The organism is Dankookia rubra, from assembly GCF_004355005.1.
Lineage (GTDB): Bacteria > Pseudomonadota > Alphaproteobacteria > Acetobacterales > Acetobacteraceae > Paracraurococcus > Paracraurococcus ruber_A.
In genome coordinates this window covers 155262-179894 of sequence record NZ_SMSJ01000002.1, presented here as the reverse complement: position 1 = coordinate 179894, position 24633 = coordinate 155262, and the positions used below count along the sequence as shown (strand labels likewise).

Sequence of the window (24633 nt, the reverse complement as noted above, 5' to 3'; positions counted from 1 at the left end):
CTAGATTGTTGGAGCCCCGGGTTCCTGCTAACGGAGGCGAGCTTGCGGCGACGGGGGCGGTAATCCCCGTGCCGCAGTCGGAGACGTCATGTTCGACCTAGCCTGGTCCGAGATTGCGCTGATCGGCGTGGTGGCGCTCGTCGTCATCGGCCCCAAGGACTTGCCGGAGGCCATCCGAGGCCTCGCGCGCGGGGTGCAGAAGCTGCGCCGCATGGCCAGCGAGTTCCAGGGCCAGGCCGATGAACTGGTGCGCGAGGCGAATCTTGAGGAAGTCCGTTCCTCGATCAACGAGATCCGCAACTTCAACATCCGAGATACTCTGGAAAAGGCGGTCGACAAGGATGGCACCATCCGCAAGACCTTCACCGAGGATCCGCTGAAGACGGATTTCACTGCCTCCTATACCCCTCCGGCGGCGGCCGACCCGGCCGCGGGCGGCACCGGGGCCGGCGTCGCGCCCGTGCCGCCGCCGGCACCGGCCTTTGTGCCGCCAGCCTATGCACCCGCCGCGCCCGCGGCGCCGGCCGTGCCGCCGGCTACCCCGGTTGCCGCGGCCGGGCCGCCGGCGCCCCCCGCCTTCGTCCCGCCGGCGGAAGCGCCGGCGCCGACCCAGAAGAGCTGAGCAGCGACGCCCGTGCCGCGCGAACCGGAAGACATCATCGACGACAAGCCGATGCCGCTGCTCGACCACCTGATGGAGCTGCGCACGCGGCTGCTCTGGTCGGTCGCCGCCTTCGGCATCGCCTTCGCCGTCTGCTACTACTTTTCCTCGCAGATCTACGGCTTCCTGGCCCGGCCGCTGGCCGACATCCTGCAGCAGCAGGGCGGCGGCGAGCGGCGGATGATCTTCACCGCGCTCTACGAGGCCTTCTTCACCTACCTGAAGGTGGCCTTTTTCGGCGCGGTCTTCTTCAGCTTCCCGATGTGGGCGACGCAGCTCTGGCTCTTCGTCGCGCCCGGCCTGTACCGGTCCGAGAAGAAGGCGATCTACCCCTTCCTGCTGGCCTCGCCCTTCCTCTTCGTCGCCGGCGCGGCGCTGGCCTACTATTTCATCTTCCCGCTGGCTTGGCGCTTCTTCATCACCTTCGAGACGCCGCCGGGCGAGGGCGCGCTGCCGATCCAGCTCGAGGCCAAGGTCAGCGAGTATCTCTCGCTGGTCATGCAGATGATCCTGGCATTCGGCGTCGCCTTCCAGATGCCGGTGCTGCTGACGTTGCTCTGCAGGGTCGGCATCCTCGATGTGGCGACGCTGCGGAAGGGAAGGCGCTATGCCATCGTCGGCATGTTTGTCGTCGCCGCAGTGCTGACGCCGCCCGACGTGATCAGCCAGATCGGCCTCGCGGTGCCGTTGCTGGCGCTCTATGAGCTGTCGATCCTGGCGGCGGTGTGGATGGCGCCGAAGAAGCCGGACGAGACGACGAAGACCTGAGACCGGGGGTCGTCCCCCTGGTCATTCCGGACCCTGCCCAGCGTTTCGGGACCAGATCGCCATGCATGATATCAGATCCGTCCGCGCCGATCCGGCTGCCTTCGACGCGGCGATGGTGCGACGCGGCCTGCCGCCGGTGGCGGAGCGCCTGATGACGTTGGATGCGACGGCGCGCGCCACCCAGACCAAGCTGCAGGAATTGCAGACACGCCGCAACGAGACCGCCAAGCTGGTCGGCATGGCGAAGCGCCAAGGCCAGGACAGCACCGGTCTCGAAGCCGCAGGGCGTGCCATTGCTGTCGAGATGGCGGCATTGGAGGAATCGCTGCCGCAGCAGCAGAGGAGCCTGCGGGACATCCTCGAGACGCTGCCGAACATCCTCGATCCCGATGTCCCCGACGGCGCCGATGAATCCGCCAATGTCGTGCTGCACCAGCATGGCGAGCCGCCGCGGCAGAACTTCGCGCCGAAGCAGCATTTCGAGATCGGCGAGGCGCTCGGGCTGATGGATTTCGCCGGCGCCGCCAAGCTGGCCGGCGCCCGCTTCACCGTGCTCCGCGGCGCCCTGGCGCGGCTTGAGCGCGCGCTCGGCCAGTGGATGCTGACGCTGCACACCGAGCGGCACGGCTATGCCGAGACCGCCGTACCCTACTTGGTCAGTGCCGCAACCATGTACGGCACCGGGCAGCTTCCCAAGTTCGAGGAAGACCTATTCAGGACTACCGACGGCCGCTACCTGATCCCGACCGCCGAGGTGCCGCTGACCAACCTCGTGCGCGACGACATCATTGTTGAGGCGGCATTGCCGCTGCGCTTCGCCGCGCTCTCGCCCTGCTTCCGTTCCGAGGCCGGCAGCGCCGGGCGCGACACGCGGGGGATGCTGCGGCAACACCAGTTCCAGAAAGTGGAGATGGTTTCCATCACCCGTCCGCAGGACAGCGCGGCGGAACATGAGCGGATGACGGAATGCGCCGAGCGGGTGCTGACCGAACTCGGGCTGACCTGGCGCCGCATCGTGCTCTGTGCCGGGGATACCGGCTTCGGCGCGGCCAAGACCTATGACCTGGAGGTCTGGCTGCCGGGGCAGGGGGCGTGGCGGGAGATCTCCTCCTGCTCCACTTGCCGCGACTTTCAGGGGCGGCGGATGAATGCCCGGATGAAGCCGGTTGAGGGCAAGGGCAACGTCTTCGTCCATACGCTGAACGGCAGCGGCGTCGCAGTCGGCCGGGCGCTGATCGCGGTGCTGGAGACGCATCAGCAGGCGGATGGAAGCGTGGTGCTGCCGGAGGTGCTGCGGCCCTGGATGGGCGGCCTGGAACGCATCGTCGCGGCCTGAACAGCGCGGGGCAGGGGGCGGCGCCCCCTGCTGCCGGCCTCAGTTGGCGATGCCGAGCCGGCCGCTGAGATCCTGGATGAATTGCCAGGCGACGCGGCCGGACCGCCCGCCGCGGGTGACCGACCACTCGTTCGCCTGCCGCCGCAGCTCCTCCTCGGACAGGTCGATCCCGAGTGCCGCCGCATAGCCCTCGACCATGGCGAAGTAGGTCGGCTGGTCGCAATTGTGGAAGCCGATCCATAGCCCGAAGCGGTCGCTGAGCGAGACCTTCTCCTCCACCGCCTCGTTCGGGTTGATCGCCGTGCTGCGCTCATTCTCGATCATGTCGCGCGACATCAGGTGGCGGCGGTTGCTGGTCGCGTAGAACAGCACGTTGGGCGGGCGTCCCTCGATCCCGCCATCCAGCACCGATTTCAACGCCTTGTAGTCGGCATCCTCCTTTTCGAAGGAGAGGTCGTCGCAGAACACCAACGCGCGGCGGTCCTGCGCGCGGAGGATGTTCAGCAGGTCGGGCAGGGTGCGGATGTCCTCCCGGTGGATCTCGATCAGTGCGACGCTGCCGGGCCGCTCGGCATTCGCCGCCGCATGCGCCGCCTTCACCAGGGACGACTTGCCCATGCCGCGGGCGCCCCAGAGCATCACGTTGTTGGCGGGAAAGCCGCGGGCGAAGCGCAGCGTGTTTTCCACCAGCAGGTCCTTCTGCCGGTCGATGCCCTGCAGCAGACCGATCTCGACGCGGGAAACGCGCGGGACCGGGGATAGCCGCGGCCCGGGCAGCGGGTGCCAGACGAAGGCATCGGCGCCCTCCAGCCGGGGCGGGGCGGGCGGCGGCGGCGCCAGGCGCTCCAGCGCCTCCACGATGCGGGTGATCAGGGCCATATCCATGGTCGTTTCCGAAAGTTGGGCCGCACTTGACGGGAAGGGGGCGGAAGCTAGTTTGCGCGCGGCTTGCACGGCAAGCCGGAACCACAAGGAATTCGCCCCGGATGTTCATCTCCCCCGCCTATGCGCAGGATTCCCTCGGGGGCGGCCTGGCGATGGTCACCCAGATCGCGCCGCTGCTGCTGATCTTCGCCGTCTTCTACTTCCTGCTGATCCGCCCGCAGCAGAAGAAGCAGAAGGAGCACAAGGCGCTGCTCGCGGCGTTGAAGCGTGGCGACCGCGTGCTGACCGCCGGCGGCATCATCGGCAAGGTAATGGTGGTGAAGGACGGCGTCGACGAGGTCGAGGTCGAGATCGCGCCGAATGTCCGCGTCAGCATCCTGCGCCAGACCATTGGCGACGTGCTGAAGCCGATCGGCGCCAACGACGCCGGCGCAAAGGGCTGAGGCCGCTCCTTCTCGTCCTGGCGGTCCTGCTGGCCACGCCCGCCAGCGCCGTCTCGCCCGAGGCGGCAGCGACCCGTGCCGCGGCGGGCGGCAGCATGGTGCAGCTCGCGGCACTGCCGGCCGTGGGCACCCTGCTGCGGGGCGCGGCCAGGGGCCGGCAGCAGCAGGTATACGAAGGGCTGCGCCTGCCGGGCCCGCCGGTCACGCTGGTCGAGGATCGCTGGCTGGTCGGCTGGGGCTGCGCCGATCCCGAGCCGCGCACCGGCTGCAGCAGGCGTGGGCTGTTCATGGCCTTCGATGCCGGCCGCGAGCGGCTGTTCCTGATGCTGCTGGATGATGGCGAACCCGTTTACCTGGCCCCGGCCCGCACCGGCCATTGGCCGGCGACGCTGGCCGAGACCTTCGCCGGCTTCGCGCCCGAGTTGGCCAGGCCACCGGTCTTCGACCAGGAGTAGGGCGGTCGGACCAGGAGTAGGGCGGTCGGCATGAAAAAGACGCCCGGTTGCCCGGGCGCCCCATTCTTCCGGAAGGCTCTGGCGGCTTACGCCGACTGTCCCGACTTCAGCCCGCCCTGCTGCATCAGACCCTCAACCACCTCCCAGTCGACCAGCTTGTTGAGGAAGTTGTCGAGGTAGTTCGGCCGGACGTTGCGGAAGTCCAGGTAGTAGGCGTGCTCCCAGACATCAACGCCGAGGATCGGCGTGCCCTCGCCGGTGGCGACCGGGTTGGAGCCGTTCGGCGTCTTGGTCATCTTTAGCTTGCCGTCGGCACCGACGATCAGCCAGGCCCAGCCGGAGCCGAATTGCGTCACGCCGGCCTGCTTGAAGGCCTCCTTGAACGGCGCCAGGCCGCCGAGGTCCTGGTCGATCTTCGCCGCCAGCTTGGCTGGCAGCTTGTCTCCGCCGCCCTTCGGCGACATCACCTGCCAGAACAGGATGTGGTTCCAGTGCTGCCCGGCCTGGTTCAGCACCGGCAGGCCGTCGGTGCCAGCCTTGCCGGCCTCGGCAACGATCGTCTCGAGGCTCTTGCCCTGCAGGCCCTTGCTCTCGATCAGGCCGTTGAGCGCGGTGACATAGGCATTGTGGTGCTTGCCGTGATGGAGTTCGAGAGTCTCCTGGCACATGCCCTGACCGGCGAGCGCATTGGTGGAATAGGGCAGCGGCGGCAGGCTGAAGGCCATGGGGGTGTCTCCTCGTGTTTCGATGGAATGCGCCCAGGAGACGCACCCGCAGGAAACGCACCCGGAGCAAGGGTGTTGCGGGGCCCGGACGCCGGCAAAACAGCTAAGCGGGGTGCCGTGGCGCGTCAAGCAAGGCGCGGGCATAAGGCGCCGATGGCCCGCCCATCCCAACTCTCCCCGATCGCTGAATTCGCCCGCCGGCATGACCCCGACCGATTTCTCTGCGCGCTCTTCGCCCCGCCGGAGCGGCGCGACGCGCTGTTCGCGCTGATTGCCTACAACCACGAGCTTGCCCGGGCGCGGGAGGCAGCGAAGACGCCGCTGATCGCGCTGATGCGGCTGCAATGGTGGCGGGACGCGGTGGCGCAGGCGGCGGAGGGGCTGCCGGCGCGGCGGCATGAGGTGGCGGCGCCGCTTCATGCCGCGATCGCCGCCGGCGCGCTGGATCCGGCCGATCTTCTGGCCCTGGCCGATGCGCGGGAGGTCGAGGCGGAGGAGGAGGGCATGCCGACGCGGGAGGCATTCGCGGCCTATCTTCGCGGCACGGCGGGTGGCTTTGCCGTGGCCGCGGGGCGGCTGCTGGGCGCGGCGCCGGCGCTGCTGCCGGCGCTGCAGCGGGCGGGCGCCGCCTACGGTCTGGCGGGGGTGCTGCGCAGCGTGCGGTCATTGGCCGGGCAGGGGCGCTGCCTGCTGCCGCAGGATGCGCTGGACGCGACCGGGCTGACGCCGGCGGCGGTGGTGCAGGCGCCGGAGGCGGCCCGGCCGGTGCTGGCCGCGCTGGCCGGTGAGAGCTTGGCGACGTTGGACGAGACCCGGACGACGCTGCGGCCGCTCGGACGCCTGGCGGTCGCCGCGGCGCTGCCCGCAGTGCTCGCGAGGCGCGACCTGCGGCGCCTGTCGCGCGGCAAAACGGTAAGCCTGGACCCGCGCAGCCTCGGCGATCGTCTGGCCGTGACGCTGGCGGGCTTCACCGGGCGGATATGATGTGACCCGCCCGGTATGCCCCCCCCCCCCTGCGGCGTCGGGCCGCGTCAGACGAGGACGAAGTCGGCCGTGTCGAACTCCCGGGCCAGCCGGCCAAGGAAGACGACGCTGTCGCCGCCCCCGAGATCGAGCACCGCGCCGAGAGGCCCATCCGTCAGCGCCTCAAGAGGCTTGAAGTCCGGCTCGAAATTCGAAAGGCGGATGACGTCGCCCAGGATGTTGAAATCGGTGATCAGGTCCTGCCCGACCACAACATCGCCGTTGTAGTCGAATACATTGTTGCCGCCGCCGCCCGACATGGTGTCGTTGCCGCGGCCGCCATCGATCGTGTCGTTGCCGGCGCCCCCGAGCATGACGTCATTGCCGGCACCGCCCGAGAGTAGGTCGGGCGCCGTGCCTGCCACGGCCGTGGTAGCGAAGGCGCGGATCAGGTCGTCACCGGCGCCGCCGAAGATGCTGTCGGCGGCGATGTTGCCGCCAAGCAGCGTGTCGTTTCCGGCGGCGCCGAAGGCGAGGTCGCCGGCCGGGTCGTTCCAGGCGACGAGGTCGTTGCCGGCTCCGCCGAAGATCGTATCGCTGCCGGCCATGCCGCCCACGGTGTCGTCGCCCGCACCGGCGCGAATGACGTCGTTGCCGGCGCCGGTGTTGATGTTGTCGTCGCCCCGCCCGCCGACGATCAGGTCGGCGCCATCAAGGCCGGCGAGGCTGTCGTCACCGGCATTGCCGAAGAGCAGGTCGGCTAGGTTGCTGCCGGTGAGCGTGTCGTTGCCGCCAAGGCCGTAGAAGACCACGGCCTCCGCGGCGCCGGTCAGGCTGTCCGGACCGGGCGTGCCGAAGGTGATGTCGGGCATCCTGGTAATCCTCCGCTGAAATGCCGGCGACTGCGCGCCGGGCGGCAGGAGGAAAGCAATTTCCGACCGGGAACTGATGTGACGTGTTGGCGCCGCCGCATCACATCTGGTGGAAACGTAATCCAGCGCACAAGGCGTGCGCGGCAGGATTGCGGTTTATGCGGAAACCTTCCCGGTCGGCGCGTGAAGCGGCTGGTTAGGCCCGCTTGCGTCGCTTCGCCGCCGGCGCCTGCACGGCGAGCAGCGGCGCCAGGAACCGCCCGGTATGGCTGCCCGCGGTCGCCGCCACTTCCTCCGGCGTCCCGGCGGCGACGATGCGGCCGCCGCCATCGCCGCCCTCGGGCCCGAGATCGAGGATCCAGTCGGCGGTCTTGATGACCTCGAGGTTGTGCTCGATTACCACCACCGTGTTGCCGGTCTCGACCAGCTGGTGCAGCACCTCGAGCAACTTGCGGACATCCTCGAAATGCAGGCCGGTGGTCGGCTCGTCAAGAATGTAGAGCGTGCGGCCGGTAGCGCGGCGCGACAGTTCCTTCGACAGCTTGATGCGTTGCGCCTCGCCGCCCGACAGCGTCGTCGCCTGCTGGCCGAGATGGATGTAGCCGAGGCCCACCTCCTTCAGCACCCGCAGCTTCTCGGCGATGGCGGGGACGGCGGAGAAGAACTCGACGCCCTCCTCCACCGTCATCTCCAGCACGTCGGCGATGCTCTTGTTGCGGAATTTCACCTCGAGCGTCTCGCGGTTGTAGCGCTTGCCCTTGCAAGCGTCGCAGGTGACGTAGACGTCGGGTAGGAAGTGCATCTCGATCTTGATGAGGCCGTCGCCCTGGCAGGCCTCGCAGCGGCCGCCCTTGACGTTGAAGCTGAACCGGCCCGGCTTGTAGCCGCGGGCGCGGCTTTCCGGCAGCTCGGAGAACCAGTCGCGGATCGGCGCGAAGAGGCCCGTATAGGTGGCCGGGTTGCTGCGCGGGGTGCGGCCGATCGGCGACTGGTCGATGTCGATGATCTTGTCGAGTTGATCGAGCCCTTCGATCTTGTCATGCGCCGCGGGCACGGTGCCGGCGCCCATCAGCCGGCGGGCCGCGGCCTTGTACAGTGTTTCGATCACCAGCGTCGACTTTCCGCCGCCCGAGACGCCGGTGACGCAGGTGAAGGTGCCGAGCGGGAATTCGGCGGAGACGTCCTTCAGGTTGTTGCCGCGCGCGCCGACCACCTTCACCGCGCGCTTCTTGTCCACCTTGCGCCGCGTCGCCGGCACCTCGATCCGCCGGCGGCCGGAGAGGTAGTCGCCGGTCAGGCTGGCCGGATTGGCGGCGACTTCGGCCGGCGTGCCCTGGGCGATGACGCGGCCGCCGCCGGCGCCGGCCGCAGGGCCGATATCCACCAGGTGGTCGGCGGCACGGATGGCGTCCTCGTCATGCTCGACGACCAGGACGGTGTTGCCGATGTCGCGCAGCCGCCGCAGCGTCGCCAGCAGGCGTTCGTTGTCCCGCTGGTGCAGGCCGATGCTGGGCTCGTCCAGCACGTAGAGCACGCCGGTCAGGCCGCTGCCGATCTGCGAGGCGAGGCGGATGCGTTGCGACTCGCCGCCCGAGAGCGTGGCGGAGGACCGACCGAGCGAGAGGTAGTCGAGCCCGACATCGACCAGGAATTGCAGCCGCTCCTCGATCTCCCGCAGGATGCGGCGGGCGATTTCCTGGCGCTGCGGCGTCAGGGTCGCCATCACCCCGGCGAACCAATCGCGCGACTTGCGGATGGAAAGGTCGGAGGCCTCGCCGATATGGCAGCCGGCGACCTTCACCGCCAGGGATTCCGGCTTGAGTCGGAAGCCGTGGCAGGCCTCGCAGGGCTTCTCCGCCTGGTAGCGCGCCAGGTCCTCGCGGACCCAGGGGTTGTCGGTCTCGCGGTGGCGGCGCTCGAGATTGGGCAGCACGCCCTCGAAGGGCTTTTTCACGTCATAGGCGCGAAGGCCATCCTTGTAGCGGAGCGTCACCACCTCCTCGCCGGTGCCGTGCAGGATCGCGGTACGCACCTTGGCGGGCAGGTCGGCCCAGGGGGCGCTGGTCTGCACCTTGTAGTGCCGCGCCAGGCTTTCCAGCGTCTGGTCGTAATAGGGCGACTGCGCGCCGGACCAGGGGGCGACGGCGCCCTCGGCCAGGCTGCGCAGCTCGTCCGGCACCACCAGCTGCGGGTCGAAGAAGCTCTGCGTGCCGAGCCCGTCGCAGGTCGGGCAGGCGCCCTGCGGGCTGTTGAAGGAGAAGAGCCGCGGCTCGATCTCCTCGATGGTGAAGCCGGATTCGGGGCAGGCGAATTTCGCGCTGAACACCGTCCGCTCCGCGGTGTCGGCATTCTCGGCATAGGCGATGCCGTCGGACAGGGCGAGCGCGGTCTCGAAGCTGTCTGCCAAGCGGGGTGCGATGCCGTCGCGGACCACGATGCGGTCCACCACGATCTCGATGTCATGCTTCAGTGTCTTCTTCAGCGCCGGCACCTCGGCGATCTGCAGCAGCTTGCCGTCGATCTTGACACGCTCGAAGCCGCGGCGCTGCCATTCCGCCAGCTCCTTGCGGAATTCGCCCTTCTTGCCGCGCACCACCGGGGCGAGCAGCAGCAGCCGCGTGCCCTCCGCCATCGCCAGGACCCGGTCGACCATCTGCGAGACGGTCTGCGCCTCGATCGGCAAGCCAGTGGCGGGGCTGTAGGGCACGCCGACCCGGGCCCAGAGCAGGCGCATGTAGTCGTGGATCTCGGTCACCGTGCCGACGGTCGAGCGCGGGTTGTGGCTGGTGGTCTTCTGTTCGATCGAGATCGCCGGGCTCAGCCCCTCAATGCTGTCGACGTCAGGCTTCTGCATGAGCTGAAGGAACTGGCGGGCATAGGCGGAGAGCGACTCGACGTAGCGCCGCTGGCCCTCGGCGTAGATGGTGTCGAAGGCGAGCGACGATTTGCCGGAGCCCGAGAGGCCGGTGATGACCGTCAGCGTTCCCCGCGGCAGGTCAAGGTCAATGTTCTTCAGGTTGTGGGTACGGGCTCCCCGGATACGGATCTGGCCGGCGTTGATCTGGACGGGCGGGGGGGCCATCGGGTCGCTCCACGGGACCGAGCTCGGTCCACGTTCACATTGTGTTCCTGGGGGAATGCCACCATATTAATGCTGCGGGAAGGGGTCTCGGTGGGCCCCGGGCATGCCGTCGGACTCGCCGGAAGGCTGGCTAGGCGGTATGCTAGGCGCTCGATTCCGGGGGTTTTGGCGGCATGGCCGGCAGCGTGAACAAGGTGATCCTGGTGGGCAATCTGGGGCGTGACCCGGAAGCTCGCAACATGCAGTCGGGCAGCAAGGTGGTGTCTTTCTCCGTCGCCACGTCGGAGACCTGGAACGACCGTGCTTCCGGCGAGCGCAAGGAGAAGACCCAGTGGCACCGGGTCGCCATCTTCAACGAGAAACTCGGCGAGATCGCCGAGAAGTACCTGAAGAAGGGCAGCAAGGTGTACCTCGAGGGCGCGCTCGAAAGTCGCAAGTACACCGATAAGGACGGTCAGGAGCGGGAGATTACCGAGGTGGTGATCAGCCGCTTCAAGGGCGAACTGACCCTGCTGGATGGTCGCGGCGGCGGCGGTGAGATGGGCGAGGGCGGCGGCTATGGCGGCGGCCGGTCCTCCGGCGGTGGCTATGGCGGTGGCGAACGTTCGGGCGGCGGCGGCGGCGGCGGTCGCAGCAGCGGTGGCGGTGGCTGGGACAGCAAGCCGAAAGGCGGGGCCGACCTGGACGACGACATTCCGTTCTGAGGGCGAACCTGGCCGTGGGGTGGCCCCACGGCCGCAAGAATACTAGACTGGTAGCCTTGGGGACTACCTCGGGCTGCCCCTCCGGTGGTACCGGCTGCCGGAAACGGCGGTCGGACCCCGCCGGCGCGGCCGGCGACCTGTATCCCCTGACTATGCAGCACCCCCGGCGCCATGCGGCAGGCCGGCCCGGCGCCGGACGACGAGGAAGAACACCAGCGTGAGCGAGACCGAGAACGGCAGCGACGGCATCCGACCCGAAGACGCCGTGCCCGTGACCCTCGAGGAGGAGATGCGCCGCTCCTACCTCGATTATGCAATGAGCGTGATCGTCGCGCGCGCCCTGCCGGATGCGCGGGACGGCCTGAAGCCGGTGCATCGCCGCATCCTGCATGCCATGCAGGAAAGCGGCTATACCGCCGACAAGCCGCATCGCAAGTCTGCCCGCGTCGTCGGCGACGTCATGGGCAAGTACCACCCGCATGGCGACGCCGCGATCTACGACGCCATGGTGCGCATGGCGCAGTCCTTCTCGCTGCGCGTCCCGCTGATCGACGGCCAGGGCAACTTCGGCAGCATGGACGGCGATCCCCCGGCCCAGATGCGCTACACTGAGGTTCGCTTGGCCCGGTCCGCCTCCGCCTTGATCGAGGGCATCGAGGAGGACACGGTCGACTTCCAGCCGAACTACGACGAATCGGAGCAGGAGCCGCGCGTCCTCCCGGCCTCTTTCCCCAATCTGCTGGTCAATGGCGCGCAGGGCATCGCCGTCGGCATGGCGACCAATATCCCGACACACAACCCGACCGAGGTGATCGACGCGACGCTGGCGCTGATCGCCGAGCCGGATACCTCCCTCATCGACCTGATGAAGATCATCCCCGGGCCGGACTTCCCGACCGGCGGGCTGATCCTGGGCCGCGCCGGCATCCGCTCGGCCTTCGAGACCGGGCGCGGGTCCATCCCGCTGCGGGCGAAGTGCGAGATCGAGGAGATGCGCGGCGGCCGCCAGGCCATCGTCGCCACCGAGATCCCCTTCCAGGTCAACAAGTCGACGCTGATCGAGAAAATCGCCGAGCTGGTCCGCGCCAAGGCGGTCGAGGGCATCTCTGACCTGCGCGACGAGAGCGACCGCGACGGCATGCGGATCGTCATCGAGCTGAAGCGCGACGCGACGGCCGAGGTGGTGCTGAACCAGCTGTATCGGATGACGCAGCTGCAGACCTCCTTCCCCGTGAACTTCCTGGCGCTCGACAACGGCAAGCCGCGGCAGATGGGGCTGATCGACGCGTTGCGCGCCTTCATCAGCTTCCGCGAGGAGGTCATCCTCCGGCGGTCGCGCTTCCGCCTGGCCAAGGCGCGCGAGCGCGGCCACCTGCTGATCGGCCTGGCCATCGCGGTGGCCAATATCGACGAGGTCATCCGCCTCATCCGCGCCAGCGCAGACCCGGCCGAGGCGCGCGCCAGTCTGATGGCGCGCGCCTGGCCGGCCGGCGATGTCGGCACGCTGTTGGCGTTGATTGAGGATGCCGGCAACGTGGTGACGCCGGAGGGCACGGTGCGCCTGACCGAGGCGCAGGCCCGCGGCATCCTGGCGCTGACCCTGAACCGCCTGACCGGGCTCGAGCGCAACAAGATCACCGCGGAGCTCGAGGAGATCGGCGGCCGGATCCGCGAGCTGCTGGACATCCTCGGCAGCCATCCCCGCCGGATGGAGGTGATGACCGAGGAGCTGCGCGCCGTCCGCGCCCAGATTGCGGCACCGCGGCTAACCCAGATCGTCGACGGCATCGCCGACGTGGACGACGAGAGCCTGATCGAGCCGGGCAACATGATCGTCACGCTGACGCGGGACGGCTATGTGAAACGCACCTCGCTCGACACCTTCCGGGCGCAGCATCGTGGCGGCCGGGGCCGCTCCGCCGCTTCCACCCGGCAGGACGACGTGGTGATGCGCAGCTTCATCGCGCATACCCATCAATGGGTGCTGTTCTTCACCAGCCGCGGCATGGCCTTTCGCGAAAAGGTCTGGCAGCTGCCGGAAGGCGGCGCCCAGGGCAAGGGACGCTCGCTGCGCCAGGTGCTGGCGCTGCAGGAAGGCGAACAGATCACCGCTGTGTTGCCGCTGCCGCACGACGAAAGCCTGTGGGAAGGGCTGCATCTGGTCTTTGCCACCGCCTCGGGCGGGGTCCGCCGCAACAAGCTTTCCGATTTCAAGAACGTCCGCGCCGCAGGCCTGATCGCCATGAAGCTCGATGACGGCGACGCGCTGATCGGCGTCTCCACCTGCCGTGAGGGCGACGACGTTCTGCTCGCCACCCGCAAGGGCCGCACCATCCGCTTCCAGGCGAGCGAGGACGTGCTGCGCGTCTTCGCCGGTCGCGACAGCACGGGGGTGCGCGGCATCCGCCTTGGCAAGGGGGACGAGGTGATCGCCCTCAGCGTCCTCCGTCACGTCGAGGCGACGCCGGCCGAGCGCGAGGCGGCGATCCGCAACGCTGCCCAGCGCCGCCGCGGCGAGAACGGCAACGGCGTCGAGGAGGCCGAGGCCGCGTCCGCCGAGGAAGCCGAGGACGGCGCCGAGGAAGGTGCCGGCGACGAGGTTACCCTCTCGCCCGAGCGGGCCCGCGAGCTGGAGGAAGCGGAGGAGATCATCCTCGCCATCACCGATGGCGGCTTCGGCAAGCGCAGCTTGGCCTATGACTACCGGCTCACCGGCCGGGGCGGGCAGGGGTTGGAAGGCATGCTGTTCAGCCGTCGCACCGGCAAGGAGGTCGTGGCGACCTTCCCAGTCCGGCCGGGCGACGACGTGATGCTGGTGACGGATACGGGACGGCTGATCCGGCTGCCGGCCGACCAGGTGCGCTTGACGCGCCGTCGGAGCCTGGGCGTGATGCTCCTCCGACTGAATGAGGGCGAACGCGTGAACTCTTGCTTCCCGGTCGTCGACGACCAGGGCGATGCGGCGACCGAGGCCGGCACCGATTCCGGTCTGGCGCAGACTGGTGCGCTGGCAGTGACGGAGCCGGCCGCCGAGCCGGGAACATCCTCCGATGCGTGAGCGGATCGGGCTTTATCCCGGCACCTTCGATCCGGTCACCAACGGCCATCTCGACGTCATTGGCCGTGCCGCCCGCATCCTCGACAAACTCGTGGTCGGTGTGGCAATCAACATCGGCAAGAGCCCGCTCTTCCCGCTCGAAGAGCGGGTCGAACTGGTCCGCGCCGAGACGGACCTGATCGCGCAGCGGACCGGGACTATCATCGAGGTCCGGCCATTTGAGGGGCTGCTGGTCGGCTTCGCCCAGGAGTTGGGCGCAAGCATGATCATCCGCGGCCTGCGAGCGGTGACCGACTTCGACTACGAGTTCCAGATGGCAGGGATGAACCGCCGCCTGGACCACGAGATCGAAGCGGTTTTCTTGATGGCCAGTGAGACGAACCAGTTCATCTCCTCGCGGTTTGTGAAGGAGATCGCGCGGCTGGGCGGCGACGTGTCCAGCTTCGTGCCGAAGCTGACCCTGGAACGGACGCTCGCCCGCGTGCGCAACCCGGCTCAGGGCTGACCCGGCGCGCCACAGGCGCCATCCAAGCGGAGACATCCATGCTGCGACGACACCTCGCCGGCCTTGCCTTGTTCGGCGCCCCGGCCGCTATCCGTCCCGCCCAGGCGCAGGCGAAGGAGCGGCTGGTGCTGACCCTGAAGGATGGCGACGTGACCATCGAGCTCCTGCCCGATGTTGCGCCAAAGCACGTGGAGCGGATCAAGCTGCTGGTCGGCCGCGGCTTCTACGACGGCACGCCTTTCCACCGCGTGATCGAGGGCTTCATGGCCCAGGGCGGCGACCCGACCGGCACCGGCACGGGCGGGGCGCGTGACCTGCCCGACCTACCTGCGGAGTTCACCAATAAGTACCGCTTCATTCGCGGCATCTGCGGTATGGCCCGCAGCCAGAACCCGAACAGCGCGAACAGCCAGTTCTTCATCATGTTCGCGCCGGCGCCGTCGCTCGATGGCCAGTACACCATTTGGGGCCGCGTCATCGCCGGGATGGATGCTGTGGACAAGATCAAGCGCGGTGCCCCCGGCAGCGGCACGGTGACCAATCCTGACAAGCTGATCCGCGCCCGAATCGTCGCAGCTTGACCCGCACATCCAACAAGGACGCATTCCGATGACCAACGCAGCCGGCACCCCCGCGCCGGGGAACACGCTGATCCTCGAGCTGAAGGACGGCCCCGTCACCATCGAGCTGCTACCCGACGTGGCGCCGAAGCATGTCGAGCGCATCAAGGAGTTAGTCGGCCGTGGCTTCTACGACGGCACGCCCTTCCACCGTGTGATCGAGGGCTTCATGGCCCAGGGCGGCGACCCGACCGGCACCGGTACCGGCGGCGCCCGCGAGGCCGGCTTTGCCGACCTGCCGGCCGAGTTCAACAAGGTCAGCTTCCAGCGGGGCGTTTGCGGCATGGCTCGCAGCCAGAGCCCGAACAGCGCGAACAGCCAATTCTTCATCTGCTTCGGCGATGCCAGCTTCCTCGACGGCCAGTACACCGTCTGGGGCCGGGTGGTCGACGGGATGGACGCAGTGGACAACATCAAGCGCGGCGCTCCTGGCAGCGGCACGGTGAGCGGCCCGGACAAGCTGATCCGCGCCAGCATCGCCTGATCCGCGCAGCGCAGAAGGACGAGAGTATGAGCGACGAAGCCGGCAGCCCCGTGGAGATTCCTGGCGAACCGCCGGTCGAGGTGCCCCCGACTAGGGAAGCCCCTGCCGAGGAGACGCCGGCCGACACTGGCACCACCGAAGCCGGGGCGACCGAGGCTCAGGCCGCCGCCCCCCCTGCCGCCGCCCCGCCTGGGCCGGACCCAAAGCTTGAGAACACGCTGATTCTCGAGCTGAAGGATGGCGCGGTGACGATCGAGCTGCTGCCTGAGTTGGCGCCGAAACATGTCGAGCGGATCAAGACCCTGGCCCGCGCCGGATTCTATGACGGCACGCCTTTCCACCGCGTGATCGAGGGCTTCATGGCCCAGGGAGGCGATCCGACTGGCACCGGTACGGGCGGTGCACGCGATGCAGGTTACGACGACTTGCCCGCCGAGTTCACCAACAAGGTACGCTTTGCCCGTGGCACCTGCGGTATGGCGCGCACCGCCGCGCCGCACAGCGCGAACAGCCAGTTCTTCATCATGTTCGCACCGGCGCCGAGCCTCGACGGCCAGTACACCATCTGGGGCCGCGTGGTTGCCGGCATGGAGTCAGTCGACAAGATCAAGCGCGGCACCGGCGGCAATGGCGTAGTCCAAGGGCCGGACCGGCTGGTGAAAGCGCGGATCGCCGCCGATGCGCCGCCGCCCGCGACGGAAGCTCCCGCCAGTTGACTTTATCGCCGCCGCGCGCTTTTCCCCGGCCGCGGCGGCACCGTGTGAGCCGGTAGCTCAGTCGGTAGAGCACGGGACTTTTAATCTCGTGGCCGTGGGTTCGAGTCCCACCCGGCTCACCATTCACAACTCACGATTATCTGCAGTGACGCGTCTTGCTTTTGGTCGCTCGCTGCTGCCCGACCAGACCCTCATCGAGGGTGGCGGGCAACTTCCATCGGAGTCCATTCCAAGGTCAGGCATCGGCCCGATGCCGCGGTTATAACCCGATAGTTTCGTAGTGCGTGGCATACGGTAAGTCTCGCCGTTCTCCGCCTTCGTCCGGTGGGTGCTATTCTGCGACCAAGCGGGGAAGGCGCAAACTGCCGGCATGCGCACTGAAATTCTTGCATCATTCACGTTGCCGGCCTTCCTGCATCGACAAGGCAACGCGGTCACCGCTCTTCTCCGCTAAACGACTGATGAGGAACACCATTTCGGTCCGAGCATCGTCATCGCTCATTGTCCTGAAGCGTGGCGCGAATTGCTCATTGATGAGGCCATCGAAACGCTTGTGCCGTTTCTCCATGACTGTGGAGAAACCATTCTCGGCTGCCAGTCGCAGGTGTTCGCCATAGGGTAGGCGGTTCAGCAGATATGGCCGCCGGCCCCTGAGAGCCTGCCAAGCCAAGTCACTGACAGCCCAATGTCCGTTCCATTCTTTTGTTAGATTGTGCGAATCGAAGCCGATCGTATGCGAAGCGTAGCCGCCGGGTTTGAGCCACTGCGCGAACGCGCGGTAAGTATGAGCAACATCATCGACATGTTGGAGAACCACGACCGAGAAGATCCAGTCGACGGATTGCGGCTTGATCAAGTTTGATTGGGTCCAAGGGGCAGCGGTCTCGACGAACACTCCCCCTTTGGAGGCAATATCGTCAAGAATTATAGCAATTCGTCTCTCCCGTGCTGCATCCCAATCAGAAATCAGAAACGAGGGGAAGTCGTAGCAGTCAAGATCGGGAAAGCGGCGGCTCTCCAGGCCTGCTGCTGGAATAGGTGCTTTGCGTCGAAATAAAGCCACAAGTTCATCGAAAACACTGAGATTTACGTCCACATCGGTATGATCGATAATATCGAGAGCATAGTACTTTTCTGCGCCCGCGATGAGAGCCGCAAATCCTACTCCAAGGGAACTACCCGGACCTAGCTCGGCCACTGTCTTTGGCACTGCCGTCACACCGCCATTATTAAGAAGGGAAATGTACCGCAAAAATATTGAATAGCAACATTCTGCATGGCCGGTGCCCAGAACATCCGCAGCCAGAGAACTTGTCCGAAATTTGAGAAATGGAAAAGAAAGCACGCCTTTGATCAAGGGCTTAATCCGGGGAACATTGTACATGAAAACAACCCCTTCGTTGCGCTTGGGCCCAAACCTAACAGACCGCTTCGGAAGCTATCAAATCGAGTCAGAAGGTCATCGGAGATCGGAGTACCTGAGGCATTGGAGCAACATTGCGGGCAGCCAGCTCGTGTTGCTGCGGGTCTGGCCGGCACCGGAGGAGCGTCATCCTGATGCGCAGTGGCCAACCTTGCAATGATTAAGGAGCCGCCCAAAGTCTTTGTCGGTACTAAATCGTAACAGATATGTACTCCGCCGCGAATAACGGTGGCTGGCGCCCAGACCAGTGGCGGGTAGCCTCAGGGTATCCGTTGACGTTCGGGTCTCACTATCAGGCTGGACAGGGCTTGATAGGGCTTGATAGGCCTTGGTTAACATCTGACGGCGTCATGTTCGTGATACGCGGCTACGATGCCGCGACGGACTGGTCACGCCGGGAACGTTTCCAAAATCAGGGTCAGGGTAGGTGGTTTCCGTCAGGATACCCGCAGTCAGATTGCCGGTCTTGTGGCGAGCGCCTGTGAGGCTGGTGACAACGCACCGCAGCCGGCAAGCAGCGCGCGTCCTAGGCTGAGCACCAAGCGTCGGGCGAACTCTGTGCTGACCGACGCGCGGCGATCCTCACGCAGCAGCCGGATCACCGCTGGTCGGGAGCCAAGGGAAAGCCAGCGCCGGTAGGCGTTTGGCGCTGCCGCAAGCGCGTCGCCGTATTCGGCATGGTCGCGGTCGCTGATCGATGCCGGCATCAACCCCTCGGCGACCAGCTGGCCCACCCGGCGGGTGTTCTCGCCAGCTGGGGTGGGCAGGTCAGGAGTGTTCACCGTAAGCGCCTCTCGCCGTCGTCCTTGTCGCCATAGCGTTCCACTCGCAGGCTGTTTCGAAGACTTATTCACCGAAAGACGTGGGAGGCGATGCCACCGGGCGGATTGACCACCGCGGCGGAACATGCGGCACTCCGGCCCGTCCCGCCGCGTCGCGGCGTCCTGGGGGAGAAGCACCATGTTCATCGAGCAGCGCATCTACACCGCGCATCCGGGCAAGCTGCCGGCCTGGCTGAAGGCCTACGCGGAGATCGGTGGCCCTGCCTCCTCGCGCACCCTGACGCCGCTGATGGGCATGTTCACGGTCGAGTTCGGCCAGATCAACCGCGTGCTCTTCCTGCGCGGCTTCGACGACATCGACGAGCGCGAGCGCGGCATGGTCCGCCGCGACGCCGATCCGGAATGGCAGCGCTTCCTGCAGGAGACCCGGCCGATCGGCGCGTTGATGGCGCAGGAAGCCAAGCTGCTGAAGACCGTGCCCTTCTCGCCGATCCAGAAGGTTGGCCAGCCCTTCGTGAAGACGATCGAGGGCGACGCCATGTTCGTCGACCACCGAACCTATGACTTCGAGCCGGGCCGGATCAACAGCTGGCTGCAGGCTTATGAGACGGTCGGCAAACCGGTGCAGGACAAGCACCTTGGCCAGCTGCTGTTCTTCGCCGTGACTGAATGCGGCCCGATCAACCAGGCCGTCTTCGCCTGGGCCTATAGCTCGCTCGGCGACCGCGACCGCCGCCGAGCCGCGATGGCGGCCGATCCGGGGTGGGCGGAATTCGGCAAGGCGACCAGCGGGCTCGGCGCCCTGAAGGCGCAGAACACGCTGGTGCTGAAGCCGGTGCCCTGGTCGCCGATCCGCTGAGGGCTTGAGCATGTCTCCCCTGCGCTGGCTCGTGGCTGGCCTGCTCGCGCTCGGCATGGGCTCAGCCCTGGCGGGGCAGACCCTCGACACCGTCAAGTCGCGCGGCGCGCTGAACTGCGGCGTCAATGTCGGCGTCGCAGGCTTCTCCCTGCCGGACAGCCAGGGTACCTGGCGCGGCATGGATGCCGATCTCTGCCGCGGCCTGGCCGCGGCGCTGTTCGGTGATGCCAGCAAGGTCCGTTTCGTCCCGTTGACCGCGGTGCAGCGCTTCACCGCGCTGCAATCGGGCGAGATCGACGTGCTCATCCGCCAGACCACCCTGACCATGACGCGCGACACCACGCTCGGCCTGCGCATGGTTGCGGTGAACCTCTATGACGGCCACGGCTTCATGGTCCGCCGGGAGGCCAGTATCGGCGACCCCAAAGGCATGGACGGCATGACCATCTGCCTCTCCCCGGGGACGACGAACGAGCTGGTGACGGCCGATTGGTTCCGCACCAACAACCTGAAGTTCACCCCGCTGCTGCAGGAACGCATGCAGGACAATGCCCAGGCGCTGCAGGCCGGGCGGTGCGACGCGATCGGCACCGATGCGACTCAGCTGGCCGCGCTTCGCAGCCAGTTCACCCGGCCGGGCGACTTCGTCATCCTACCACAGCGCTTCAGCAAGGAACCCTATGGGCCGGTGGTGCGGCGCGACGACCAGGAATGGTTCGACGTGGTGCGCTGGACCATTTCGGCTTTGATCCAGGCGGAGGAGCTCGGCGTCACCAGCCAGAACGCCGAGGCGATGAAGACCAGCCCGAACCCGGACATCCGCCGGCTGCTCGGGGTCGACCCGGTGCTTGGCAACGGTCTGAAGCTTGATCCGGCCTGGGCAATCAATGCCATCCGCGCGGTCGGCAACTATGGCGAGCTGTTCGAGCGCCATCTGGGCCCGAAGACCGCAATCGGGCTGGAGCGGGGGCTGAACCGGCTCTGGACCGATGGCGGGCTGATGTATTCCTGGCCGATGCGCTGACCATCCGGAAGCAACTCAGGCATCAGGACCGCCGCGCCAGCAGAGACTGCGCCGAAGCGGGCGAGGGCCGGCCGGCCAGCGGGATCGGCGCCGCGCGGTAGGCGTCCAGGCCCCGCCCGGCGCCGAGCGTGGCCGGCGCCAACCGCATCCGCGCCGCCCCGTTGTCGAGCATCGGGGCACCGCCGGGCGATGCCGCGGCGAGAACGGCGACTGGTGGCGCCGGCATTCCCTGTTCGGCCAGCCAGGCTGCGGCGACCCGCGCGCGATAAGGCTCGGCGAGACCCGGGGTCTGCGAATGATAGGCCCCCGCCGCCTGTAGCCAGTCGCCGCGGCTGGCCTGCAGCTCGGCCAGGAACCGCGCGGCATACCGGGCATTGGCCAGGGGGTCGAAGGCCTCCTCCAGCGAGGCGAAGGCCTGCGGATGATGCCGCAGGTTGACCTGCAGGCAGCCGACATCGATGGACCGTACGCCTTCGGCCTGCAGCGCCCGCACGGCGGCAATCGCTGCCGACTTGTCTGGGAAGAAGCTGCCCCGCCCCTCGGCATTGATCGCCCAGGGCCAGGGATGGGTAGTGCCGGTCTGCGGGTCGCGCCGGCCGCTTTCGACCTTGCCGATCGCCGCCAGCAGCCGTGGCGGCAGGCCACGCTCGCGCTCCGCCTGGATAGTGGCGGAGCGGCAAAGCTGGCCTGGTTCCGCCGTTTGCGCCGGCGCCGGCGCGGGAAGCAGCAGAAGCAGTAGGCAGCATGTTGTGGCGCGCATGGTCCCGGACCCCGGCGCCCGCGGGATGCGGGTGCCTGCCGGGTCAGCGCAACCGCCGTGCCAGGACAGCCCCGCGGCGGTCTGTCCGTCTCAGGCCGGGACGGCTAGAAATCGCGGCGCACGGCGGACCCAGCCGCGCGGCGCAGGTTCGGCATCGGGTTGGCGGGTCTGCCGCGCGGCCTCGATCGCATGGGCGGAGGGTTCGAAGACCACGTAGCCGCGGCCCCAGACGGTGCGGATGATCTCGGCGGCGCCTGCGGCGGTCAGTTTCCGCCGCAGCTTGCAGACGAAGACGTCGACGATCTTCGAATCGGGCGCCTCCGAATCGGCGTAGAGCCGGGACATGAAGCGCTCCTTGGTGAGCAGGACCCCCTTGTGGAGCATCAGCGTCTCGAGGAAGTCGAACTCCCGCGCGGTCAGGTTGACCCGCTTGCCGTCGACCATCACCGCATGCTGTTCCTGATCCAGCGTGACGTTGCCGCAGACCAGCTCGGCGGAGGCATAGCCGCGCGCCCGGCGAGCCATCGCTTGCATCCGGGCATGCAGCACCGGAAGCCGGAGTGGGTGGAACGCCACGTCGTCGGCCCCGGCATGCAGCGCGGCCTCCTCCTCCTCCGGCACTACGAGGCTGGTGCAGGACAGGATCACCGGCAGCGTCATCCCGCGCCGGCGCAGGTCCCGCAGTGCCGGCAGCACGGTCCGCAGCGGCTGGCCGATCCGTAGCAGCACCAGGTCGTAGGGCCCGCTGAGGGCGACGACCGAGGGCAGCTCGCCGATGCTCTCGGCCGGATCGCAAAGGACGCCGAATTCGGCGAGCGCGGCTTCGAGGTCGGCGGTGGAGCCGGTGTCGGCGGCGACTGCAATGCGCATGTGATCTCCGTGGGCTACAACGCTTTGTTAGATCACATGATAGTGCGCCGCACTCAGAGTACAATCATAAAGTACACATGACCCGGTCATGATTGCCTTGCGTAACGCATCCCCGGCGGGTCGCAGGACCGTAACGCCTGGCCGGGCTGCGGCGAAACACCGCAGAGGAGGGCCGCCGCGCTTGACGGCGGCCACACCCGGGCCCTTCTGCCACGGGCGCCACGGAGACCTGCGATGCTGATCCGAATTCCACGCGGCTGGGAAATCCCCGAGCGTGACGTCACCCCCGAAGCACTGGTCTTCGGCCGCCGCGCCGCGCTGAAGGCCGCCGCCGGGCTGGGCATCGGCCTCGGCGCGGGCGGCATCGCCTTGCCGGCGCTGGCGCAGACCGCCGCAGCGACGGATGCCGCCGCCGTCGGCCGCAACCCGCGCTACCTGCCGGGCCGCGAGATCACCGCCGAGAAAGACGCAACGACCTACAACAACTACTACGAATTCGGTACCGACAAGGGCGTCTATCGCGCGGCCCAGAAGCTGCCGCAGCGGCCCTGGACGGTGAAGGTCGACGGGCTGGTCGATAGCCCGCGCGAATTCGACATCGAGGAATTGCTGAAGACCATGCCGATCGAGGAGCGGGTCTACCGGCTCCGCTGCGTCGAGGCCTGGTCGATGGTGGTACCCTGGACTGGCTTCCCCATTTCGGCCCTGCTGAAGGCGGTCGGCCCCAGGCCGGACGCGAAATACGTCCGCTTCGAGACGGCGGTGCTGCCCGCCGCCATGCCTGGCCTACGGCAGTCTTGGTATCCCTGGCCCTATATCGAGGCCTGCACGGTGGAGGAAGCGGCGAACGACCTGTCGTTCCTGGTGACCGGCGCCTATGGCAAGCCGCTGCCGCCGCAGAATGGTGGGCCGATCCGCTTCCACCAGCCCTGGAAATACGGCTTCAAGGCCGGCAAGTCGCTGGTGAAGATCAGCCTGGTGGCGCAGCGGCCGAAGACCTTCTGGGAGGCGATCCAGGCCTCGGAATACGGCTTCTGGGCGAATGTGAACCCGGAGGTTTCGCATCCCCGCTGGAGCCAGGCGAGCGAGCGGGTGCTGGGCTCCGGCGAACGCATTCCGACCCAGCTCTTCAACGGCTATGGCGAGTTCGTCGCCGGCCTCTACACCAACCTGCAGAAGGAGCGGCTCTGGGCCTGAGCCGCCCTGGCGGGGTGGGCTACTCGCCCGCTGCCGCCAGGATCCGGTCCATCGCCTCGGTCCGGCCGAGCGCCCAGAGGACGGCGTCGATCGGCGGGCTCTGCGTGCTGCCGGACAGCGCGATGCGCAGCGGCTGGGCCACCTGGCCGAGCTTGACGCCTTTCACCTCGGCATAGTCGCGCAGCCAGCTCTCGAGGTCGGCGCGCTCCCAGGGGGCGTCGGTCAGGAATTGCGCCAGGTCGGCCAGCCGGGCCTTGGCCTCCGGCGTCAGCATCGCCGCGGCCTTGGCATCCATCGGCGGCGGGCCCTCGACCGCGGCGAAGGCGGCGGAGCTGGCCAGCTCCTCCAGCGTCTTCGCCCGCTCCTTCAGCACCGGCATCAGCGCCCGTACCCGGTCGCCGCCCTCGGTGCCGAAATCGACCTTGTGCCTGGACAGCCGCGCCAGCACCTCCTCCGTCAGCCGGCCATCATCGGCGGCGCGCAGGTAGATGCCGTTCAGATGCGTCAGCTTGACGTAGTCCATGCGCGACGCGGCGCGGCCGACGCCGCCGAGGTCGAACAGTTCGATCGCCCGGTCGCGCGGAATGAACTCCTCGTCGCCATGGCCCCAGCCGAGCCGCAGCAGGTAGTTGCAGACCGCTTCGGGCAGGAAGCCCTGCTCGCGGAACTCGAGTGCGCCGACCGCGCCGTGGCGCTTCGACAACTTGGCGCCGTCGGCCCCGTGGATCAGCGGGATATGCGCAAATTTCGGCCGCTGCCAGCCCATGGCGTCATAGACCATGCACTGGCGGAAGGTGTTGGTCAGGTGGTCGTCGCCGCGGATAACATGGGTGATCCGCATGTCGTGGTCGTCCACCACCACCGCATGCAGATAGGTCGGCGTGCCGTCCGAGCGCAGGATGATCATGTCGTCCAGTTCGGCATTGGCGACCCGCACCTCGCCCTGCACCAGGTCGGAGACCGCCGTCTCCCCACTCTTGGGCGCCTTGATGCGGATCGCGGGCGCGACGCCCGGCGCATCTTTCGGGTCAAGTGCGATCCAGCGGCTGCCGTCGTACTTGAAGGGGCGCTTCGTTGCTTCCGACGCCGCCCGCATCGCGGCCAACTCTTCCGGCGTGTCATAGGCGAGATAGGCTTGGCCCTTGGCCAGCAGCTCGCGCGCCACCGCGGCATGGCGGGATTCGTTCGCGGTCTGGAAGACCGGCGGCTCGTCCGGGCTCAGCCCCAGCCAATCGAGGCTGTCGAGGATCTGCTGCACCGCGTCCTGCGTGCTGCGCTGGCGGTCGGTATCCTCGATCCGCAGCAGGTACTGGCCACCATGGTGGTGGGCGAAGAGATAGTTGAAGAGCGCGGTGCGGGCCCCGCCGATATGCAGGTAGCCGGTGGGGGAGGGCGCGAAGCGGGTGCGGACGGACATGGTGCGGTTCCCAGGGCTGCGCCG

24 protein-coding genes and 1 tRNA gene are annotated in these 24633 nt (G+C 67.7%); 16 read left to right on the top strand and 9 right to left on the bottom strand.

The window, feature by feature from the left end:
- The first annotated feature begins 88 nt into the window (after positions 1-88).
- The 3 genes from tatB to serS all read left to right on the top strand — a co-directional run bounded on the left by tatB (position 89) and on the right by serS (position 2765).
- On the top strand, positions 89-622 hold the full coding sequence (gene tatB, locus E2C06_RS37325; protein WP_165982172.1) for a Sec-independent protein translocase protein TatB: 534 nt from the start codon (positions 89-91) through the stop codon (positions 620-622).
- A 12-nt stretch (positions 623-634) separates the two neighbouring features.
- On the top strand, positions 635-1429 hold the full coding sequence (tatC, locus tag E2C06_RS02600) for a twin-arginine translocase subunit TatC (protein ID WP_241671083.1): 795 nt from the start codon (positions 635-637) through the stop codon (positions 1427-1429).
- A gap of 61 nt (positions 1430-1490) precedes the next feature.
- Complete coding sequence (gene serS, locus E2C06_RS02595) at positions 1491-2765, top strand: serine--tRNA ligase (RefSeq protein ID WP_133287015.1); 1275 nt, start codon at positions 1491-1493, stop codon at positions 2763-2765.
- Between the two features lie 39 nt (positions 2766-2804).
- Here serS and E2C06_RS02590 read toward each other — a convergent pair whose 3' ends face one another.
- Positions 2805-3650, bottom strand: a complete 846-nt coding sequence (locus E2C06_RS02590; protein WP_133287014.1) for an ATP-binding protein — start codon at positions 3648-3650, stop codon at positions 2805-2807.
- 101 nt (positions 3651-3751) lie between these two features.
- On the opposite strand from E2C06_RS02590, the gene yajC reads away from it, so the two are divergent.
- Both yajC and E2C06_RS02580 read left to right on the top strand, forming a co-directional pair.
- The gene (gene yajC, locus E2C06_RS02585; protein ID WP_133287013.1) at positions 3752-4093 is read left to right on the top strand and encodes a preprotein translocase subunit YajC; all 342 of its coding nucleotides are present in this window, start codon (positions 3752-3754) and stop codon (positions 4091-4093) included.
- Positions 4094-4188: 95 nt separating this feature from the next.
- The gene (locus E2C06_RS02580) at positions 4189-4548 is read left to right on the top strand and encodes a hypothetical protein (protein ID WP_133287012.1); all 360 of its coding nucleotides are present in this window, start codon (positions 4189-4191) and stop codon (positions 4546-4548) included.
- Between the two features lie 86 nt (positions 4549-4634).
- Here the strand turns inward: E2C06_RS02580 and E2C06_RS02575 are convergent, their stop codons facing one another.
- Complete coding sequence (locus E2C06_RS02575; protein ID WP_133287011.1) at positions 4635-5273, bottom strand: superoxide dismutase; 639 nt, start codon at positions 5271-5273, stop codon at positions 4635-4637.
- 153 nt (positions 5274-5426) lie between these two features.
- On the opposite strand from E2C06_RS02575, the gene E2C06_RS02570 reads away from it, so the two are divergent.
- Positions 5427-6257 carry a phytoene/squalene synthase family protein gene (locus E2C06_RS02570; protein WP_133287010.1) on the top strand — a complete coding sequence of 277 codons (831 nt, stop codon included), beginning with the start codon at positions 5427-5429 and terminating at the stop codon, positions 6255-6257.
- Positions 6258-6304: 47 nt separating this feature from the next.
- Here the strand turns inward: E2C06_RS02570 and E2C06_RS02565 are convergent, their stop codons facing one another.
- Together E2C06_RS02565 and uvrA are read right to left on the bottom strand one after the other, a co-directional pair.
- Complete coding sequence (locus E2C06_RS02565; RefSeq protein WP_133287009.1) at positions 6305-7108, bottom strand: calcium-binding protein; 804 nt, start codon at positions 7106-7108, stop codon at positions 6305-6307.
- A 196-nt stretch (positions 7109-7304) separates the two neighbouring features.
- Positions 7305-10190, bottom strand: a complete 2886-nt coding sequence (gene uvrA, locus E2C06_RS02560; RefSeq protein WP_133287008.1) for an excinuclease ABC subunit UvrA — start codon at positions 10188-10190, stop codon at positions 7305-7307.
- A 173-nt stretch (positions 10191-10363) separates the two neighbouring features.
- Between uvrA and ssb the strand changes: the two genes are divergently transcribed.
- From ssb to E2C06_RS02525, 7 genes are all read left to right on the top strand, one after another.
- Positions 10364-10894, top strand: a complete 531-nt coding sequence (gene ssb / locus E2C06_RS02555; RefSeq protein ID WP_133287007.1) for a single-stranded DNA-binding protein — start codon at positions 10364-10366, stop codon at positions 10892-10894.
- Positions 10895-11111: 217 nt separating this feature from the next.
- Positions 11112-13952, top strand: coding sequence for a DNA gyrase subunit A (gene gyrA / locus E2C06_RS02550; protein WP_133287006.1), 2841 nt, complete (start codon positions 11112-11114; stop codon positions 13950-13952).
- Entirely contained in the window at positions 13945-14457 is a 513-nt protein-coding gene (gene coaD, locus E2C06_RS02545; RefSeq protein WP_133287005.1) for a pantetheine-phosphate adenylyltransferase, read from the top strand. Before gyrA ends, coaD begins: the two co-directional genes overlap by 8 nt.
- Positions 14458-14495: 38 nt before the next feature.
- The gene (locus E2C06_RS02540) at positions 14496-15038 is read left to right on the top strand and encodes a peptidylprolyl isomerase (protein WP_133287004.1); all 543 of its coding nucleotides are present in this window, start codon (positions 14496-14498) and stop codon (positions 15036-15038) included.
- Between the two features lie 28 nt (positions 15039-15066).
- Positions 15067-15561: a peptidylprolyl isomerase gene (locus E2C06_RS02535; RefSeq protein WP_133287003.1), complete on the top strand. Its 495-nt coding sequence runs from the start codon at positions 15067-15069 to the stop codon at positions 15559-15561.
- 218 nt (positions 15562-15779) lie between these two features.
- On the top strand, positions 15780-16277 hold the full coding sequence (locus tag E2C06_RS02530) for a peptidylprolyl isomerase (protein ID WP_165982185.1): 498 nt from the start codon (positions 15780-15782) through the stop codon (positions 16275-16277).
- A 46-nt stretch (positions 16278-16323) separates the two neighbouring features.
- Positions 16324-16399: transfer RNA gene (locus E2C06_RS02525), tRNA-Lys, on the top strand.
- A gap of 269 nt (positions 16400-16668) precedes the next feature.
- Here E2C06_RS02525 and E2C06_RS02520 read toward each other — a convergent pair.
- Together E2C06_RS02520 and E2C06_RS02515 are read right to left on the bottom strand one after the other, a co-directional pair.
- Complete coding sequence (locus tag E2C06_RS02520; protein WP_133287002.1) at positions 16669-17661, bottom strand: methyltransferase domain-containing protein; 993 nt, start codon at positions 17659-17661, stop codon at positions 16669-16671.
- A 491-nt stretch (positions 17662-18152) separates the two neighbouring features.
- The gene (locus tag E2C06_RS02515) at positions 18153-18482 is read right to left on the bottom strand and encodes a hypothetical protein (protein ID WP_133287001.1); all 330 of its coding nucleotides are present in this window, start codon (positions 18480-18482) and stop codon (positions 18153-18155) included.
- Positions 18483-18660: 178 nt separating this feature from the next.
- On the opposite strand from E2C06_RS02515, the gene E2C06_RS02510 reads away from it, so the two are divergent.
- Both E2C06_RS02510 and E2C06_RS02505 read left to right on the top strand, forming a co-directional pair.
- Entirely contained in the window at positions 18661-19341 is a 681-nt protein-coding gene (locus E2C06_RS02510; protein WP_165982171.1) for an NIPSNAP family protein, read from the top strand.
- A gap of 10 nt (positions 19342-19351) precedes the next feature.
- Positions 19352-20365 carry an amino acid ABC transporter substrate-binding protein gene (locus E2C06_RS02505; protein WP_133286999.1) on the top strand — a complete coding sequence of 338 codons (1014 nt, stop codon included), beginning with the start codon at positions 19352-19354 and terminating at the stop codon, positions 20363-20365.
- A 22-nt stretch (positions 20366-20387) separates the two neighbouring features.
- Here E2C06_RS02505 and E2C06_RS02500 read toward each other — a convergent pair whose 3' ends face one another.
- Complete coding sequence (locus E2C06_RS02500; RefSeq protein WP_133286998.1) at positions 20388-21125, bottom strand: lytic transglycosylase domain-containing protein; 738 nt, start codon at positions 21123-21125, stop codon at positions 20388-20390.
- A 90-nt stretch (positions 21126-21215) separates the two neighbouring features.
- Positions 21216-21995 carry a response regulator transcription factor gene (locus tag E2C06_RS02495; RefSeq protein WP_133286997.1) on the bottom strand — a complete coding sequence of 260 codons (780 nt, stop codon included), beginning with the start codon at positions 21993-21995 and terminating at the stop codon, positions 21216-21218.
- Positions 21996-22229: 234 nt separating this feature from the next.
- Between E2C06_RS02495 and msrP the strand changes: the two genes are divergently transcribed.
- Entirely contained in the window at positions 22230-23192 is a 963-nt protein-coding gene (msrP, locus tag E2C06_RS02490; RefSeq protein ID WP_133286996.1) for a protein-methionine-sulfoxide reductase catalytic subunit MsrP, read from the top strand.
- A 19-nt stretch (positions 23193-23211) separates the two neighbouring features.
- Here msrP and gltX read toward each other — a convergent pair whose 3' ends face one another.
- Positions 23212-24609, bottom strand: coding sequence for a glutamate--tRNA ligase (gene gltX / locus E2C06_RS02485; protein WP_133286995.1), 1398 nt, complete (start codon positions 24607-24609; stop codon positions 23212-23214).
- Positions 24610-24633 lie beyond the last annotated feature (24 nt).

What these genes read in the sequence shown, in the direction of transcription:
- E2C06_RS02505 (WP_133286999.1), top strand. Translation starts at nt 19,352, where the DNA reads ATGTCTCCCCTGCGCTGGCTCGTGGCTGGCCTGCTCGCGCTCGGCATG.
- ssb (WP_133287007.1), top strand. Translation starts at nt 10,364, where the DNA reads ATGGCCGGCAGCGTGAACAAGGTGATCCTGGTGGGCAATCTGGGGCGT.
- serS (WP_133287015.1), top strand. Translation starts at nt 1,491, where the DNA reads ATGCATGATATCAGATCCGTCCGCGCCGATCCGGCTGCCTTCGACGCG.
- E2C06_RS02535 (WP_133287003.1), top strand. Translation starts at nt 15,067, where the DNA reads ATGACCAACGCAGCCGGCACCCCCGCGCCGGGGAACACGCTGATCCTC.
- E2C06_RS02510 (WP_165982171.1), top strand. Translation starts at nt 18,661, where the DNA reads ATGTTCATCGAGCAGCGCATCTACACCGCGCATCCGGGCAAGCTGCCG.
- E2C06_RS02575 (WP_133287011.1), bottom strand. Translation starts at nt 5,273, where the DNA reads ATGGCCTTCAGCCTGCCGCCGCTGCCCTATTCCACCAATGCGCTCGCC.
- E2C06_RS02565 (WP_133287009.1), bottom strand. Translation starts at nt 7,108, where the DNA reads ATGCCCGACATCACCTTCGGCACGCCCGGTCCGGACAGCCTGACCGGC.
- E2C06_RS02540 (WP_133287004.1), top strand. Translation starts at nt 14,496, where the DNA reads ATGCTGCGACGACACCTCGCCGGCCTTGCCTTGTTCGGCGCCCCGGCC.
- gltX (WP_133286995.1), bottom strand. Translation starts at nt 24,609, where the DNA reads ATGTCCGTCCGCACCCGCTTCGCGCCCTCCCCCACCGGCTACCTGCAT.
- yajC (WP_133287013.1), top strand. Translation starts at nt 3,752, where the DNA reads ATGTTCATCTCCCCCGCCTATGCGCAGGATTCCCTCGGGGGCGGCCTG.
- E2C06_RS02580 (WP_133287012.1), top strand. Translation starts at nt 4,189, where the DNA reads ATGGTGCAGCTCGCGGCACTGCCGGCCGTGGGCACCCTGCTGCGGGGC.
- uvrA (WP_133287008.1), bottom strand. Translation starts at nt 10,190, where the DNA reads ATGGCCCCCCCGCCCGTCCAGATCAACGCCGGCCAGATCCGTATCCGG.
- E2C06_RS02570 (WP_133287010.1), top strand. Translation starts at nt 5,427, where the DNA reads ATGGCCCGCCCATCCCAACTCTCCCCGATCGCTGAATTCGCCCGCCGG.
- E2C06_RS02500 (WP_133286998.1), bottom strand. Translation starts at nt 21,125, where the DNA reads ATGCGCGCCACAACATGCTGCCTACTGCTTCTGCTGCTTCCCGCGCCG.
- E2C06_RS02520 (WP_133287002.1), bottom strand. Translation starts at nt 17,661, where the DNA reads ATGTACAATGTTCCCCGGATTAAGCCCTTGATCAAAGGCGTGCTTTCT.
- E2C06_RS02590 (WP_133287014.1), bottom strand. Translation starts at nt 3,650, where the DNA reads ATGGATATGGCCCTGATCACCCGCATCGTGGAGGCGCTGGAGCGCCTG.
- E2C06_RS02495 (WP_133286997.1), bottom strand. Translation starts at nt 21,995, where the DNA reads ATGCGCATTGCAGTCGCCGCCGACACCGGCTCCACCGCCGACCTCGAA.
- msrP (WP_133286996.1), top strand. Translation starts at nt 22,230, where the DNA reads ATGCTGATCCGAATTCCACGCGGCTGGGAAATCCCCGAGCGTGACGTC.
- coaD (WP_133287005.1), top strand. Translation starts at nt 13,945, where the DNA reads ATGCGTGAGCGGATCGGGCTTTATCCCGGCACCTTCGATCCGGTCACC.
- tatB (WP_165982172.1), top strand. Translation starts at nt 89, where the DNA reads ATGTTCGACCTAGCCTGGTCCGAGATTGCGCTGATCGGCGTGGTGGCG.